Source organism: Actinoplanes sp. NPDC051861 (genome assembly GCF_040681145.1).
Lineage (GTDB): Bacteria > Actinomycetota > Actinomycetes > Mycobacteriales > Micromonosporaceae > Actinoplanes.
Genome location: NZ_JBFAYE010000001.1, coordinates 66,583 through 81,956, shown reverse-complemented (window position 1 = coordinate 81,956; position 15,374 = coordinate 66,583). Strand labels below are relative to the sequence as shown.

Annotated in this window: 19 protein-coding genes; all 19 read right to left on the bottom strand. The window is 69.2% G+C overall.

Translation table 11 applies throughout. The annotated features are described in order from the left end of the window. Positions 1-9: 9 nt before the first annotated feature. On the bottom strand, positions 10-333 hold the full coding sequence (locus AB0M02_RS00470) for a hypothetical protein (protein WP_364219172.1): 324 nt from the start codon (positions 331-333) through the stop codon (positions 10-12). An 8-nt stretch (positions 334-341) separates the two neighbouring features. Beyond that, positions 342-842 (bottom strand): hypothetical protein, encoded by a 501-nt coding sequence (locus AB0M02_RS00465; RefSeq protein ID WP_364219170.1) that lies wholly within the window; start codon positions 840-842, stop codon positions 342-344. Positions 843-851: 9 nt separating this feature from the next. After that, entirely contained in the window at positions 852-3,608 is a 2,757-nt protein-coding gene (locus tag AB0M02_RS00460) for a hypothetical protein (protein ID WP_364219167.1), read from the bottom strand. Position 3,609: 1 nt separating this feature from the next. Then, positions 3,610-5,877, bottom strand: coding sequence for a hypothetical protein (locus AB0M02_RS00455; protein ID WP_364219164.1), 2,268 nt, complete (start codon positions 5,875-5,877; stop codon positions 3,610-3,612). Beyond that, the gene (locus AB0M02_RS00450) at positions 5,858-6,073 is read right to left on the bottom strand and encodes a hypothetical protein (RefSeq protein ID WP_364222419.1); all 216 of its coding nucleotides are present in this window, start codon (positions 6,071-6,073) and stop codon (positions 5,858-5,860) included. Before AB0M02_RS00450 ends, AB0M02_RS00455 begins: the two co-directional genes overlap by 20 nt. Then, complete coding sequence (locus AB0M02_RS00445) at positions 6,061-6,600, bottom strand: hypothetical protein (RefSeq protein WP_364219161.1); 540 nt, start codon at positions 6,598-6,600, stop codon at positions 6,061-6,063. Before AB0M02_RS00445 ends, AB0M02_RS00450 begins: the two co-directional genes overlap by 13 nt. Next, on the bottom strand, positions 6,600-7,352 hold the full coding sequence (locus tag AB0M02_RS00440) for an IPT/TIG domain-containing protein (protein ID WP_364219158.1): 753 nt from the start codon (positions 7,350-7,352) through the stop codon (positions 6,600-6,602). The genes AB0M02_RS00445 and AB0M02_RS00440 overlap by 1 nt, the downstream gene beginning before the upstream one ends. 9 nt (positions 7,353-7,361) lie before the next feature. Continuing rightward, entirely contained in the window at positions 7,362-7,814 is a 453-nt protein-coding gene (locus tag AB0M02_RS00435; RefSeq protein ID WP_364219155.1) for a minor capsid protein, read from the bottom strand. A 1-nt stretch (position 7,815) separates the two neighbouring features. Continuing rightward, positions 7,816-8,118 (bottom strand): hypothetical protein, encoded by a 303-nt coding sequence (locus tag AB0M02_RS00430; protein WP_364222416.1) that lies wholly within the window; start codon positions 8,116-8,118, stop codon positions 7,816-7,818. A 56-nt stretch (positions 8,119-8,174) separates the two neighbouring features. Next, positions 8,175-8,528 carry a hypothetical protein gene (locus AB0M02_RS00425; RefSeq protein ID WP_364219152.1) on the bottom strand — a complete coding sequence of 118 codons (354 nt, stop codon included), beginning with the start codon at positions 8,526-8,528 and terminating at the stop codon, positions 8,175-8,177. After that, the gene (locus tag AB0M02_RS00420; protein WP_364219149.1) at positions 8,525-9,202 is read right to left on the bottom strand and encodes a hypothetical protein; all 678 of its coding nucleotides are present in this window, start codon (positions 9,200-9,202) and stop codon (positions 8,525-8,527) included. Before AB0M02_RS00420 ends, AB0M02_RS00425 begins: the two co-directional genes overlap by 4 nt. Before the next feature lie 12 nt (positions 9,203-9,214). Continuing rightward, positions 9,215-11,173, bottom strand: coding sequence for a DUF4082 domain-containing protein (locus tag AB0M02_RS00415; RefSeq protein ID WP_364219146.1), 1,959 nt, complete (start codon positions 11,171-11,173; stop codon positions 9,215-9,217). 16 nt (positions 11,174-11,189) lie between these two features. Then, on the bottom strand, positions 11,190-11,711 hold the full coding sequence (locus AB0M02_RS00410) for a hypothetical protein (protein WP_364219143.1): 522 nt from the start codon (positions 11,709-11,711) through the stop codon (positions 11,190-11,192). A gap of 1 nt (position 11,712) precedes the next feature. Further along, positions 11,713-12,102 carry a hypothetical protein gene (locus tag AB0M02_RS00405; RefSeq protein WP_364219140.1) on the bottom strand — a complete coding sequence of 130 codons (390 nt, stop codon included), beginning with the start codon at positions 12,100-12,102 and terminating at the stop codon, positions 11,713-11,715. After that, complete coding sequence (locus tag AB0M02_RS00400; RefSeq protein ID WP_364219137.1) at positions 12,099-12,431, bottom strand: hypothetical protein; 333 nt, start codon at positions 12,429-12,431, stop codon at positions 12,099-12,101. Before AB0M02_RS00400 ends, AB0M02_RS00405 begins: the two co-directional genes overlap by 4 nt. Before the next feature lie 69 nt (positions 12,432-12,500). Further along, a complete protein-coding gene (locus AB0M02_RS00395) occupies positions 12,501-13,088 on the bottom strand; it encodes a hypothetical protein (protein WP_364219134.1) in 588 nt (195 codons plus the stop codon). A gap of 3 nt (positions 13,089-13,091) precedes the next feature. After that, entirely contained in the window at positions 13,092-13,517 is a 426-nt protein-coding gene (locus tag AB0M02_RS00390) for a hypothetical protein (RefSeq protein ID WP_364219131.1), read from the bottom strand. A 9-nt stretch (positions 13,518-13,526) separates the two neighbouring features. Next, complete coding sequence (locus tag AB0M02_RS00385) at positions 13,527-14,543, bottom strand: major capsid protein (protein ID WP_364219128.1); 1,017 nt, start codon at positions 14,541-14,543, stop codon at positions 13,527-13,529. Between the two features lie 44 nt (positions 14,544-14,587). Next, positions 14,588-15,298, bottom strand: coding sequence for a hypothetical protein (locus AB0M02_RS00380; RefSeq protein WP_364219125.1), 711 nt, complete (start codon positions 15,296-15,298; stop codon positions 14,588-14,590). Positions 15,299-15,374 lie beyond the last annotated feature (76 nt).

The following is a 15,374-nucleotide window of genomic DNA, read 5'->3' as shown; positions in this document are numbered from 1 at the left end:
CGATGTTGGTCATCGGTTTCCTTCCTGCTCCCGGTAGGCGGTGAGCGCGGCCGCGGCGGCCCGGCGCGCAATGTCCTCGCGCTCTTCCGAGCTCAGGCCGTTGGTTTGGTGGGCGATGGTGGCGAGCTGCTCGTCCTGCTGGGTGAGTTGCTCCTGGGTCTTGGCCTGGGCTCGCACCGCGACGATAAGGCCGGTGACCACTGAGCCGATGCCGGTGACCATCCCGGCGATGCCGCCTTCGGACCAGCCGGCGGCGCTGAGGAAGGCGACCATGGAGACCATGCCGGCGATGCCGACGCAGATGACGATGGTGAGCTGGGTCGTGAGCCGCATGAGGCCTCCTAGTTGATCTTTGTGAGCTTGATCCAGGACCCCGTCTTCACGGTCAAGCTGTCCGCGCTCGACGTCACCTGAGCCCAGCGCACCCGGAACGTCCCCGCAGTCGTGCTCGTCTGCAGGAACCCCTTGACGGACACACCTCGCTCGGTCGTGCCGCTGCCGCGGCCGTTGTCGCCAGTGGTCACCACCGTCATGTCCACGGCTTCCGCCGCGGTGGCGGCCGCCGACGTCGCCGTGCCGAAGTCGTTGCGAGCAAACGCGGCGGAAGCCGGATAGCTGTAGTTGATCCGCAGGTCCGAGCTGGTGCTCGCGGACACGTACCGGATCCAGCCCTCGACGATGTAGTACGAGTTCGCTTCGACGGAGACGAGCAGGTGGTCGTCGTCCTGGACCGTGCCGAGTGACGACAACGTCTCATCCGCGATCTTCATCGCGGTCAGGATGGTTGTCAGCTCGTCGTCCAGGCTCGATTGCGTCGCCGGCTTGCCAGGAATCAGCGGCACGATCGCCTCCTATCGGGCCCAGCGCAGCGGCTGGTAGAGGATGAGCGCGGCGCCGGCGTCGTGGGCCAGCGTGTAGCCGTCCAGGCCGCGCGTGATGGTCAGCGTCTGCGGGCTGGTGGCCCCGGACACCGCGGTGACCGTGACCCGCTCGGCCTTCGCCCCGGTCGGGTGCAGGATCCACATCACGAACGGCACGTCGGAGTCCAGCGCCCACGGGATGCCGACAACGGTGACGGAGACCGCCTGGGAGGTGCTCGGGGTGACCGCGGACAGGCCGCTGACGAGCGTGGTTCCGTCGGAGTCGACCAGGTCGGTGCCGACCACGCCGACGACCCACGGCCCGTGCGACACGGTGTTGAAGGTGATGCTGCGACGTCGGGGCCGGATCTCCTCGATCCAGCCCTGGGCCTGCAGGTCGATCGGGTCCGGTGGTAGCCAGTCCGGCGGGTCGGTGATGACGATCCGGTCGCCCGGGCGTGCGGCCGCGGCCGCACGGGCGAGCTCGGGTTTGCCCGCGTCTTCCAGCCGTGACACGCTCAGCTTCACGACCGGATAGCGGTACTCGTCCCAGGTGCCGAGGTGCGTCTCCCACCACGCAGCCCCGTACAACTGGGCGTCGGTCTCGACGTCGAGGGTGTCGCCGCCTGGGCGCGGCCCGACCCCGTCCGGGTACTCGGCCACCGACAGCCGGCCCGTCTCCTCGACCGCCCGGTACGAGCTGCCGCCGCGACGTTCGGCGGTGTAGTCGTTGACGACGTCTTCGGCCGGCTCGTCGGGCTCCAGGTGCGGGGATTCGCCCTCGGCGCCGTAGGCGAGGGTCGCGCGCGGGGTCTGGTTGTAGAGGCTGATCCGGGGCCGGTACTCGAGCACCATGGCGTCGCGGGCCTCGCCGAGCAGGCCGCGGTCCGCGGCGGCGCAGGCCTTGAGTTCGTCCAGGACTTTGCCGGGCTGCTGGGGGCCCATCGGCTCGGTCTCGTCCGGGTCGCCGATGATCCGGACCGGGATGCCCAGCTCGGCGCCGAGGCGTAGCAGCCGGCGGCCTGCCGTCTCGCCGGAGTTCCCGACGATCGCCGAGTCGATGCCGGCCGCCAGTGATGCGCTGGTGCCGAGCATGAGGTGCCCGATCGCGCCGCCGTTGAGGTTGCCGTTCGGGGCGATCCGCAGCTGCATAGCCTTGCCAACCGTGCGGCTGGTGAAGGTGCCGTCGATGCCGCCTTCGACGACGTCCAGGCCGGTGGTGATGTGCCGGGTGAAGATCTGCCAGTAGATGTCGGAGCCGGTCTGGGTCAGCTGCCAGCCGATCATCTGGCGGCGGTTGCGGATGTCGAAGCCGATGTATCCGCTCGTGACGACCTCAGCACCGGAGGAGTCGAGGCCACGGACACGGAGGCCGCCGGTGCTGGAGACCTCGAGAACCCAGCGGGCGCAGGAACCGCCGGAGGCGTCGACCTGGGAGATGACTGCGTCCGTGGCCCAGCCGGAGGAGGGGACGTCGGCGACCAGGCGGACGGCGATGACGCCGGTGCCGGTGTGGGCGATGGGGATGCCGGAGAGGGTGACGCCGGTGGCCAGCTCCAGCAGCGGGGCGGAGCCGGGGATCCGGGAGTTGGCGGCGAGGCTGGGTGACCCGGTGAAGGTCATCGCGGTGCCGCCGAGGCCGGAGGCTAGTGAGGTGGCGTCGCTGCCGTCCTCACAGGGTGCGTAGAGCACCATGAGCGGCAGGTTGGTGGCCGAGGTGGCCTCGCGGTACAGCGGCGACCGTAGGGGCTCGCTGGGCATGTTGAGGCGTCGGAGCCAGCCGGCGAACTCGACCTGGGCGGTGATCTTCCGGCCGCTCGTGACCCACCGGATCGGCCAGTCCGCGACCTCGCCGGAGGCGCGCACGTCGAAGTCACGGATCTCGGCACCGGCCGACGTGGTCCACAGGCGGCCGGCGGAGTCGGTGAAGCTGGTGGCGCCGTTGGTCTGCGCGGTGAAGTCCGGGTTGGCCACCACCGTGCCGCCGATGCCCGAGCGGACCTGCAGGGCGTAGTAGTAGCCGGTGCCGTCGTCGGAGTTGATGTCCGTGTAGCCGATCTTCAGCGGGGCGGTTCCCGAGAAGATACTGGTGACACCGGTGCCGGTCACGGGGTCGCCGAGCTGCGTCCATGGGCCCGCGATCGTCGCCGCCGTGTAGAAGGTGACGGTGTACCCGCCGGCCCCGTTGTTGACGTCCAGGGTGGCCCTGAACGCGAGCCGGCCGTCGCCGGGCGGCACGAACTGCTCGGTGGGCGTGACGGTGATCGCGCCGGCAAAGGTGCCGTCCGTCGACCACCGCAGGACCAGCACCCGGTCTTGCACCCACCACGCCCAGCTCCGCTGGTTCCCGGTGGTCACGTACTTGCCGCCGAAGGAGATAGCGGTTTCGTCGTCCCAGGTGAGCGGCTGCAGGTCGATCCGCACGTCCAGGTCGCCGGTGATGTCGAGGGAGCTGTGGTCGGGGGTGGAGGAGATGTCCCCGGAGGAGGAGATCCACAGATGGGTGGTGTCGGGCACGATGGCGCGCATCGGTGTGGAACGCCCCAGGTAGCCGAGGTACGGCGACCTGGGGTTGCGGCTGGACAGGTCGCCGTTGTCGTTGCGCAGCTTGAGCATGCACCGGGTCGGATCGGCGACGGCCGCGTTCTTCTGTCGGCCGCCGCTGATCCGGGCGACTTCCTCGGTGAGCACAGGCACGTTGGTCCAGACACCGTTGATCTGGATCTGCGCACCGAACGGGGCGTCCACGTCAGCCTCCTGATCCTTGGCCGAGGACGACCTGGACGTCTCCTCCGCGCCATTTGATGGCGCCGCGGAGGATCTCGACGAGCAGGTCGTCGAGTGCCGATCCGGAGGAGCGCAGCTCCAGGACCGAGCGCATGCTGCCGAGCAGCTGTTTGAGCCGGTCGAGCGGGATGACCGCCTCGTCCTGGCCGCCCTCGCCAATGACGGCGAGACGGCCGCCTGGGGTGGCGGGCACGATGCCGCCCTGGGCGAGGTACGGGATGTCCGGGGTGTTGATCGTCAACCCGGGGACGGACATGCCGGCGAAGGAGAAGCCGGGGATGCCGAACGACAGCCTGTTCCAGCCACCGATCAGCTTGTTCGCGGCGGCTTTGAAGCCGGTCCAGAGGCCGGTGAACGCGCCGGACATCTTCGAGCTGATCTTGGACGGGAGGCCGGTGACCCAGTTGTACCAGGTCAGGGCCTTGTTCTTCACCCAGTCGAACGCCTGCCCGGCTTTCGTCTTCACTGTGGACCAGCCGTTGGAGAAGGCCGAGCCGATCCGGCCCGGGACGGCGGAGATCCATGACCAGAACTGGGACGTCTTCGTGGTGATCCACGACCAGGCCGCGGACGCCGCGTTCTTGATCGTCTCCCAAAGGTTGATCCAGAAAGTACGGAAACCTTCCGATTTGATCCAGAGCACAGCGAAGATCGCGATCAAAGCAACCACCGCGGCGATGACCAACCCGATCGGGTTGGCGGTCATCGCCAGGTTGAGCAGCCACTGGGCGGCCGTCCACGCCTTGGTCGCGATCGCAATCGCGCCTTGCTTGATCAAGAAGCCAGCGAGCTGGGCAGTGGCCGCAGCGAAGTTCCCCGCGACGAGGGCGGCGTTCCAGATGGCCTGCGCGGCAGCGGTGGCCAGGGTGGCCACCCGTACCGCGGCAACCTTGATGAGGTACCCGGCGATCTGCGCGGTCGCCGCGGCGAAGTTGCCCACGACCAGCGCCGCGTTCCAGATGGCCTGCGCTGCGGCCGCGCCCAGGGCAGCCAGGCGCACCGCAGCCACCTTGATCAAATAACCGGCGATCTGCGCCGAAGCGGCCACGAAGTTCCCGGCGACCACCGCGGCGTTCCAGATCGCCTGCCCAGCAGCCGCCAGCTTCGAGGCAGCCGCCACCGCCAGCGTCTTGCCCTTCAGCAGCAGCAGGATCGCGTCGTGCGCCTTGAGGACGACGTTGTAGGCCAGCCACGCCGTCACCAGGGTGGTGATGACCTCCGGCGGCACCGCGGCAATGAGCTGCGTCATGGCGGTGGCGATCGCCCGGGTGACCGGGGCCAGCGGCGACAGGATCGCGTAGATCTGGCCCGCCGCCGTGGCCAGGTTGCCCATGGTCGCCGAGATACTGGGCCCGTTCGCCGAGACGTACTGCATGAACCGTTCGAAGCCGCCGCCGGCGGACCAGTTCGCCAGCTTCTCGGTCAGCAACTCGATCGCGCCGAGCATGCCCTGCCCGGATGGCGCGGTGTTCTTGAACAGGGCGCCGAGGGTGATGCCGAGGTTGCGGCCGATCGCCGCGATGTGGTCGATCGCCGGTCCGGCCTGGGCGGTGAGGAAGGCTACGAACCGGTCGACGCCGCCGGTGGCGGTCGCGTGTGCGAGCCAGCCCGCAAACCGGGAGACGGCCGCGCTCGCGACGTCGAACAGCGGCTGCAGCTTCGGGATCATGGTGCGGATGGTGTTGAAGCCGGTCGTCATGATCGCGTACGTCTGAGGTTTGTTCGCATCGACGAACGACTGCCAGCTCATCTTCATCTGGTCGTACGACTGCACGACCGCACGCTGTGCCGGCGGCAGCTGCTTGTACCGGGCCAGCAGCTCGTTGGTCGCACGCGTGCGGGACTTCTCCAGGTTCCCGGCGAGCTCGTTGTTGCCCATCGACTTCGCGACTTTGATCTGCTCGTTCAGCAGGGCGATCTTGTCGCGGAGGTCGGCCGTCTTGTCCGAGGCTTCCTTGATCTCCCCGAAGTTGCTCTTGAAGACGGCGCCGAACACGACCCCGGCCGCGCCAGCGCCCGCGAGAGCCGCGCCCAGGCCAGCCACGCCGGCGGCGGAGGCGGCGAGTACCGGCAGCAGGGCCGGGCCGAACGCCTTGGCGATCTGCCCGGCAACCTTCCCAGCCCCGCTGCCGAACTGCTCCATCCGCGACTTGGACCGGTCCAGGCCGTCGCGCAGCTTCTTGTCGTCGACGCCGAGGATCGCGACCAGTTCACCCAGCTTCAGCGCCATGATCGTCGTCCTTCTGGTCGAGCCTGAGGGCGCGCCGGAGCCTGCTCTGCACCGAGAGCAGGCCCAGGATCCGCGTCTGGAGCCACCGCCACGACCGGGCCCGCATCAGGGCCCGGTCCTCCACGTCGACGCCGTACCGCTCGTGCAGGTCGGCCTCGATCAGCACCCAATGGGCCAGAAGATCTACCCAGCTGATTTCTGGGGCTTCCTCGGCTTCGCGGACTTCTGGCGGGATGTCGTACCACTCGTACTGGCCCGTGACCGGGTGCCGGTTGCCGCGCCCGAACTGGTCTCGCCAGTTCGGGCCGCGGCTCGCCGAGACGCCCGGTTCGGGCCCGTCGCTTCCGGGCGGCCACCTGACTGGTACCAGCGCGCGGCGGCATCTTCACCGGCGATGATCCAGATGTAGGCGGTCATCCCGCAGTACTCGATGTACGGGTCCTCGACCCCGTCGGCGACCATCTCTGTGTAGACAGCGCCGAGGGTGTACTCGGGCAGGGTCATGTCGCCGGGCAGCTGCTGGATCGCGCCCATGCGATCGGCGACAGCCTGCATTTCTTCCTCAGTGGACGCCTCGTGCAGTTGCCCGGTGGCGACGGCCATGCGCCGGCACCACAGGCCGGTCTCCGCCGAAGCGAGCGGGATCGTGTACTCCTTGCCCTTGACCGTGACCGTGAGGCCGGGGCTGAAGTAGTCGTCAAGGTCGCCGAGCTTGGCTGCCACTAGCTGATCACCAGGTCGTCAGCGGCGGTGTTGGCGGAGGAGCCTGCGCCTGTGGTGACGACGGTGTCCTTGGTACCGGCGGTCAAGGCGGGCTTGGTGGCGACGATCAGGACGTCGCTGATCACGGTGAAGTTGGTGGCGTTGGTGCCTCCGAACGACACTTGGGTGGCGCCGGTGAACTTCTGGCCGAAGATCTGGATGAGGCCGCCGGCGGCGGTGCCGGCCGCGGCCGGAGACAGGCTGGTGATGACCGGCAGTGCGGACGCGAGCGGGTTGGTGATGTCGACGATCGCGCCCTGACCCTGCAACACCAGGTCGGGGGTCTCGCGGCCCTTTCCGCCGGAGCCCTTCCACTCCTTGACGTACACCCTGCCCTCGTAGGATTGACCGTCGTCGAGGCCGTCGCGGTTGTAGAACCGGATCCCGAATTCCGACGCCTGGGCGCTCGCGGAGCGGGTCGCCTTGAACTTGGTCAGCAGGAACGCGTGGACGGTGTCGAGGGCGGTCTTGGCCAGGTTCGTCGACAGGTCGAGCTTGATCTCCAGCCGCCAGCTGCCGCCGAGGACGGCATCGCGGGCCCAGCCGCCGTCCTCGTACGCCTCGTCATCCTCCGTCCGGCGCTCCTCGATGTACTTCATCTCTTCGATGGCGAACAGCTGGGCGTAGCCGGTTCCGGGGTCGGCGACGGTGTTGATGTCGAGGCGGTGTGTGCGGGCGAGCTGAGTGACCCTGGTGGGGGGCGTGGTTGCCATGCTGGCCTCCTAGTCGGTGTTGTTCGCGGTGGCCCGCATGGCGTCCACGGCGTAGTTCTCGCTGCGCTCCCAGCGGCGGGAGCCGTCCTGCCCGAGCGACGTGTACGAGCGCCGCTCCAGCTGCTTGACGGGGATCTCGGACCAGGTCAGATCTCTCGCGCCGTCGAGCAGGTCGAAGATCTCGTCGGCCAGGTCGTCGCAGTCGCGCGGGTCCGGGCCCGCGCGCAGCCGGACTTGGACGCCGACCCAGTGATCGGCCATGCCGGGCAGGTTCCGGTCGACCGGGTACGCGGTCAGCGTGATGAGCCGGTCCGGCCGGTCGGGGATGGCCCGGATCACGATCGCCGTGTCCGCATCGGCGTACGCGGTTCCGGTGGGATCCCAGGTGCCGACGCCGGCGTCGGCCAGGTGCTCCGCCATCCCGGTCAGCAGGCGGCTGGTGAAGCCGTCTCCGATCGCCACGTCACTCCCCCAGCTCTTCGCGCAGCGGGCCGGCGAGCAGCTGCAGCATGATGTCCCGCTCGGTGTGCATCGGCTCTTCCAGGTATTTGGCCTGCTTGCCTGCGTCGTGCTGCCAGGTCAGCTCTTCATGCTGGCGAGCGGCGTAGACGCGGTCGTAGGAGACGGCGGCCTGTTGCCGACTGGCGTCGGTGGACACTTCGCCGGACCGGGCGAGGTCGCCTTCCTCGTGCGGGGCCAGCTGGGTGGAGACCTGCAGGAGGTGCTCGGCGGCCAGCTCCAGGCCGTCCATTTCAGCGGCGCGCATCGCGACCTTGATCTGTTCGCCGTCCCAGTCGAGCCGGAAGCTATCCTTGGCCACGGCTACTCCAGGCTGAGTTCTTGGTGCTCGGGGAGGGCGAGGCCGGGGGCGGTGAGCCGGGCGACCGCGATGACCTGTGCGGGCCGGGATCGCCACGGAATCGTGATGAGCGACCCGGGTTTGATCTCCGGGTCGAGCGGCGCGTACACCGTGGCGGCCGACAGCTGCTCTTTGCCGTAGGCATCGACGGTCTGCACGACCACGGCTCGCCGGACGTCCTCGATGACGCATGGGCTCAGCGCGAACGCGGTACCGAGGACGTCGCCGTACGCGCCGGCGCCCTCGTGCGGCTGCACAGTGACCGCCGTGGACATGGCGCTGGGGATGCATTCGGCGACGAAGTCTTCCCAGGTCACCAGTTCACCCACCGCTCTCCTGGGCCGCCGCCGGTGAGACCGGCGGCCTGCAGGGTGAGCCAGGCCTGTTCGACGAGGCCACCGACGCGCGGGACAGGCGTGCTGGTGGTGGCCGCTTTCTGCACGCTGATCTTGCCGATGGAGAAGTTCGTGGCCGTCTGCGTGACCCCGCCGAGCCCTGTGGTGTCACCGTCCTGCTGGTCTCCGAGGATCTGCTCCAGGGTCGCCTGGCGCAGCGCGGCAATCACCCCGGTGTCGGTGGTGTCGTACACCGAGGTGAGAAGCGCCCGGTCGATCTGGAGAGCGGCGCGGACGAGCAGCTGGTCAGCGTTGTCAGGCAGCGGGGTGAGCACGCCGGCGAGGTCGGCCTGGGAGGCGTACGCGCCGGTGGGTGGGGTGGTGAGGGTGGAGCCGTCGACCACGGTGAACGCCCCGTAGGCGACGTCGTTGACCGCCCCCGTGACGGCGACGACGTACGTCCACGGGCCGGTGACCGCGGGCAGGAAGGTCGCGGCCCGATACAGGCCGGTCGACGGCGTAGTGACCGAAGGGACGACGTCGCCGCCGTCCTCATCGGTGGCCGTGAACACCACATCCGCGGCGGTGAGTTGCCCGTCGCGGTTGTAGACGGTGTGCTGCAGGTTGACGCCCTGGCCGAGCAAGTAGCGGGGCATGGCGCCTCCCAGTCAGGTGGTGCGTGGTGGCCGACCGGTGGAGAGCCACCGAGGTCGGGTGATCGTCCCGAGCACGGTCGGCCGGGTGATGGTGGCCAAGGTGTCGGTTGGAGCGGATCCGACGAGGCCGGGCGTCGTGACCACCGCGGTGGCGGTGAGCGCACCAACGCCGGCGAGAGTGAGCGCCGCGGCGGTTGCTCGTGCGGCGGTGCCGGCCAAGGTGCCGACCGCGGACAGCTGGACGACGTCGACGGCGGTCCGGCTGGCCGCGCTGGTGAGAGCGGCGGTGGCCGGGAATTCGACGGTGGGGTTGAGGCCGGTGACGTCCCCAACCGCGGAGAGCCCACCCGATGCTGCGAGCGTGACCGTGGCGGCCATGCTCAGGGTTCCGGTGCCGGTGAGTGCCGCTGTGCCGTTGAGGGCTGCTGTGGCCGTCTGGATGCGTTCTGCGGCGGCGTTCAGGGTGCCGGTCGCCGCGAGCGCAGTCGTGGCGACCTTGGCGAGAACGCCGGCGGCGGTGAGCGCCCCGGCGGCGGAAAGGTTGGCTGTGGCGCTGGTGGCGATCACGCCGGTGCCGGACAGCCCGCCGGTGCCTGCAAGGGTGGCTGTGGTGACGGCGTCGCGCGTGCCTACCGCCGTGAGGCCGCCGGCGGCGGTGAGCGTGGCGTCGCCGTCGACCTGGCCGCCGCCCGGCAGGACCTCCCGGAACTCCGCCTCAACGAAGTAGCAGCTGGCCGAGAACGCGTTGTCCGGATACGCCAGCGCCGCGTTGATCTCGTAAGTGCCTTGGAGGAGGCTACCGAGCCCGGTCGGGTCGTCGCCGTTCTGCGGGGCGGTGATGTTCCCGTTGACCAGGGGCCCGGTGAAGAAACTCGTGGTGGCGACGTACCGGCCGTCGGAGTTGTGCATACCGGCCCGGTACAGGGTGTTCGCGGTGACCGGCACGGGGTCGTCGAACGGGACGACATTCCACGCGTCCGGGGTTGGCGGCACCGGCATGACCTTGGTAGCGAGGGGATCCCCCGCACCCGGGCCGGGGTTGTCCTCGCCCGTGACCTGCCACAGCGCCACCGTGTAGGTGCCGGAGATCGTGTCGGAGGCGTAGAAGCGGATCCCGGTGGAATAGCCGTCCTTGGCGAAGACCTCGCTGGTCGCGGTGGTGATCCCCGGTGTGCCGTCGGCGTGACCGGCGGTGGGTACCTGGTTGGTGAACAGGTACTGCGGTGCGCTGGTGGCGGCGATCGCGGACAAAGCCCCCACGGCGGGGAACGTCGCGTCTGCGGTCAGGGCCGGTGGCGCTGTCCGAGACACCCGAATGACCGGTAGCCCGTAGCCGATCGGCACCGATGACGTGCCGATCGACGTCCCGGTCAGCGATGACTGGTTGGCCACACCCATCTGGTCGACGATGGCCTGACCGGTCGATGCCTGATCGAGCAGCCACAGATTCAGAGGGCTAAGCGACCTCCATGCCGTGAGTGTGTACGGCAAGTTTTCCAGCTGCGCATCGGTCAGTTCACGGTTCCAGACTGCCCCGGCGGCGATTTGACCGTCGTACTGGACGTTGAAAATCGAGTCGTGGCCCATACGGCCGCCCGTCGCCGCGCTGGTCGCAGTGACGGTGGAGGAGCAGTTGAGATGTGTCCACGTATTCGTCGAGTAGACGTACAGATGACAGCGTGGTGTGACTGTCGATCCGGCCGGGCGCGTGACAGCCACTAACGACCAGGCGTTGGTGGGCACCGGCATGTTCGAGGTGGGGTTGGCCGTAGCGCCGAAACGCGCGGTTAGTGTGGTGGTGGCCTCAATGCGGATCGCTGCTGCGCCGCCATTGCCGACCTGCAGCGGGTAGACGTTGGTGGAAAGGCTGGACGGCCTGATCACTGCGGCCAGCGTCACGCCGTTGCTGCGAGTTACCGATGCTGCCGAGAACAGGGCAACGTCACCACTCGTGGTGAACTGGCGTGCCATCCGCCCGCCCCCTCGGTTAGCTGGTCGTGTAGCTCAAGGCCAACGCCAGAAGCTCGGCATCGCCGGTAGCCGTGTCACTCCCGTTGGCTACGTCACGCGCCAGCCGCACGACGACGAAATCGCCGGCTGTCACGCTGTCGGCGTTGGTGAGGCTGATCGACACCTCGTCGAGGTACCCGGCCGTACCGGGCACTGTTGCCGTGCCGACGTTCGCCGACGCGAAGTCCTGCGCGTCAACATCTTGGGCGTCGCCGTCGGAGGTGGCCGAGATCCGTACGTCCCACGCGACACCGCCCGAGGTGGCGCTGGCCATGGCGTACTGGATTTTGGCGGTGAGCCCGGACGCGTAGTCGTCCGGCATGCGCAGCTGCCAACAGCACCATTCTTCGTTGGTGGCGTCGAACAGTGCCTTGAGCACGTAGATGCCTGGTGCGGTCGCGGACGACTTGGTCATCGCCAGGCCGGGCGCCAGGTTGCTGGCGCTGCCGTCCGGGAGCGAGGCCGCCCCCGGATTGAGCAGGATCGTCCCGGTTGCCATCTCAGGCCGCCAGAGAGCCCTGCGTCGCCGTCGGCGTCACGCTCAACGTGTCCCCGTTCGTCACGCTTTTGCTGCTCGCGAGGGCCCCGGACATCATGAAGTTGCCGGACGTCAGTGCGTCCCACTCGCTGACGTGGGAGATCGTCTCCGACCCTGCCGACCACGACGTCCAGCTGACCGCCGAGCCGGTCATGGAGCGGTTGGTCGAAACGGTGCTGGGCGCTCCGTATGTCACGGCCTTGCGGGTGGTCTCAGCCGAGGCGTTGCTGGTGCCCGCGCTGCCCGGGTCACCGGTGTGCGCCTTCAGGTACGGCGTGAAGGCGGTGAAGGTCGTGCTCCGCCGGACGTTCAGGACCGCGTCCGCATAAGTGCTCGATACGCCTGTCGTCACCGGCCAGCCCCTTCCATCAGGTGCGCCAGCAGCGCCCCACCCCGCAGCTCCTCCGCACCAGCCGTCTGCGTCCCGCAGTCGCCAGTCGGACACCCAGCGACCCGGCAGCAGTCCATGTGCCGATCCGACGCGGACGTGTCGAGCAGCTCGCGCACCAGCCGGGACCGCTCGGCCGCCGGCGCCTCAGCGAGCACCTGGTCGACCACCGCGTCCGACGGCTTCTCGAACCCCTGGGCTGGGTCGGTGAGGACGTGCCGCGGGTGATCGTCCACGCCGCCGCACAGGTCACACACCCGCAGCGGCCGACCACCGCCGATGTTCTTGCTCATGCGCCCCTCCTGGGCTGCTAGAACGGTGCGGGCCCAGGTGACTCCTCAGCACCCAGGCCCGCACCGAGATCAGGTGAGGACGACGTACGGGACGAACTGCTTCGCCGTCGTGGACGCGATTGTGTTCGGCGCGCTGCCGGTCAGCGACGAGCCGGACGACTGCGACAGCGCCCGCTCCCCCGTCACGATCGCCGGAGCGGCCACGCTGCCGAGCAGCGTCGGCACCGCCGTCGACGCCGCCACCATCAGACCGACGTAGTAGAGGCCGTCCGCGGCGATCCGCTGCGGAGTCGCCAGAGCGAACGTGCGCGTGGTGTTCGCCGCCCACGCCTCGGTGGTCCGGTCGGTCGACTGGGCCAGCAGCGCCGGCGTCCCCGCCGAGCTGTAGAGCGCCGCCCACTGGTTGGTCGGGCCGTTCGCCGCCGTCGCGCCGGACCGGACGTTCACGTTGGTGATCAGGTCTCCGGCCCTCAGGAAGACCGGCACCGAGGTCATCACGCCCGTGGCGAGAGCGACCTGGCCGGTGTCGCCGGCCGAGTCGTACAGGCCTACCCGGGGCAGGTTGCGCCGGAAGAAAGTGTCCGGGCTGGCCGGGTCCGCCGCGTTGGCGAACTCGAGCAGGTCGCGCACGTTGCGCGTATATCCACCGAGCTGCATCGCTCAGTCCTCCTTCGGGCCGAGGTACTTCTCGGCCAGCTGGTCGCGGATGAGGGCCTCGGCCTGCTCCTTCGACAGCCGCAGGCCCTCTGGGGCGCCGTCGGTGGCGAAGGTGACCCAGTCCGCCTTGGATGCGGCGCGTGACGGGGAGCCGGGCAGCGGCTCGAACGCTGGCCGCTTCGGCTGTTCGTCGGATTCGTCGGGGAGCGGCTTGCCGGCCTCATCGGTTTCGACGAGGCGGTAGCCGCGCCGGCGGGCGAACAGGACCGCGCTGCGGCCGACCTGGACCTGGTGCTCGTCGGCCAGGCAGATGCCGTCGGCGTTGCGGGTGTCGTCGAAGGACACCCGCGCTTCGCCGTCGGCGAAGGAGACGGAGCCGATGCGGCCGGTGTAGGTCGGGTCCGGGGTGTAGATCTTGAAGTAGCGCATCAGCCGACCTCACTTGACCTTGATGTTGCGGAAGACGCCGCACGAGCGGCTGTGCTTCAGCACCATGGTTGCGATCATCTCGACCTCGCCCGACTTCACCGCGCCGGGCGTCGACCAGTCCGGCTGCCACTGCTGCATCAGCGGCACACCGGCCGGGGACGCACCGTGCAACCCGTCCATGCCGAAACGCACCGCGTACAGGTCGGTGAGGTTGGTGATGTTGCCGCCACCACCGCCACCGTCCGGGTCGCGGGTCTCGACCGGGACCACGTAGCTGGTCTGCCCGGTCATGTCGCTGTTCACGGTGCCGAGGTCGACCAGGACGGCCGGGCCGTAGCGCTCGATCGTGCGGCCCAGGGCGTCCGTTTCGAGGGTGTACATGCCCGCGAGCTTGGCGATCGCCTTGATCCGGTTCATCAGGAGCCGGTTGCCGAGCAGGGCGCCGGGCTCGCCGTTCAGCAGGCTCAGGAACTCGTCGAGCAGGTCCGTCGCCTGGATGGCCAGCGTGGTGGTGTTGAGGGTGCCCGCGGTCCAGTCGGCGTAGTAGGTCGACGTGTTCGGGAAGAACTCCGTCACGCTGCCGGTGAGGGCGACGTCCAGGCCGTCGAAGCCGAGGCTGTTGGCGGCGTTGTCGCCGTTGATCAGCTGGTCGGAGAAGGTGACGCCGACGCCCTTGACCAGCTCGCTGGTCTGGAACGCCTGCTCGTCGGTCGCGCGCGGGCCCAGGTGCGCGAGTGCCCGGTCCAGGGTGTACGAGCCGCCGAACGGGTACAGCCGCGCCGTGTACTGCTGGCGGGCCGCCTGAGCCGGCGTGTACTCGCTGTTGAACGCCCTGAACTGGCCACCCCGGGTTTGGGTGAGCCGCGAGTAGGTGTAGGTGAAAGTAGCGCCGCCGGCACCCGGGGTGGCGACGTCGTCGAAGGTGAACTGGTCGAGCAGCCAGCTGGTGCGCCGGGTCTCGTCGATCACCGCGTAGTCCACGTCCGACGCGGTGTTGCGCTGCGCGTCGGCGAGAGTGATGGTCACGGTTACTCCCGTGGTCGTCGGGGCGCCGGCGTGCGGCGCGGGTCTCAGGTGTTGCTGCGGGCCATGGCCTCGCGGATGCTGGTGGGCCGCGTGCGGCCGGTGCCGCCGGTGTGGTCGCTGCTGCCGGACCTGCCGCCGCCCTTGGCGGTGGTGGTGCCGTACTTCGCGGGGTGCTCCTTGACCGCCTTCTTGACCAGTTCGCCGACCTTGTCGGCGTAGTCCTTCGCGGTCGGGTCGAACTCAGCCAGCTGGCCGAGGAACTTCTGGGAATCGAGCAACTCGCCGGCGTTGGCCTGGTGCGCGTCGGCAGCGTCCCGGACGGCCGCCTTGACGGCCAGGGCGTTCGCGCGCTGCTCGGCCGCGGTCGCGCGGTCAGTCAGCTCCTTGACCTGGGTCTCCGGGTCGGCCTTGCCGTCGGAGCCGATACCCAGCGCCTTGAGCACGCTGGCCAGCTTGTCGCTGCTGTCCTTGGCGGCCTGCCTGGCCTTCTTCTCTGCCTCGCGGGCTGAGGCGATCGCCGCTTTGGCCTTGTCGGCGTCGAAGTCACCGTCGAACGTCGGCTTCTTGCCGCCGTCGCCGGCGTTGTCACCGCCCTCGCCGCCGTCGTTCGCGCCGCCACCGGCAGGGCCGCCACCGGCGCTCCCGTCCCCTCCGCCGTCGCCGGGATCGTTGCGGTGCCAGCCCCCTCGCGGTGGCCGCGGCGCCGTCCAGATTCCGGACATCAGGTTCAGGGCACGTCGGCGGGTGTGACGCATGGGTACTCCTGTGTGTCATGGCGGCACCTTGTCCGCGGACTCGTTGTCCGCCGCGCCTTGCGTGGCGGTCGTTACC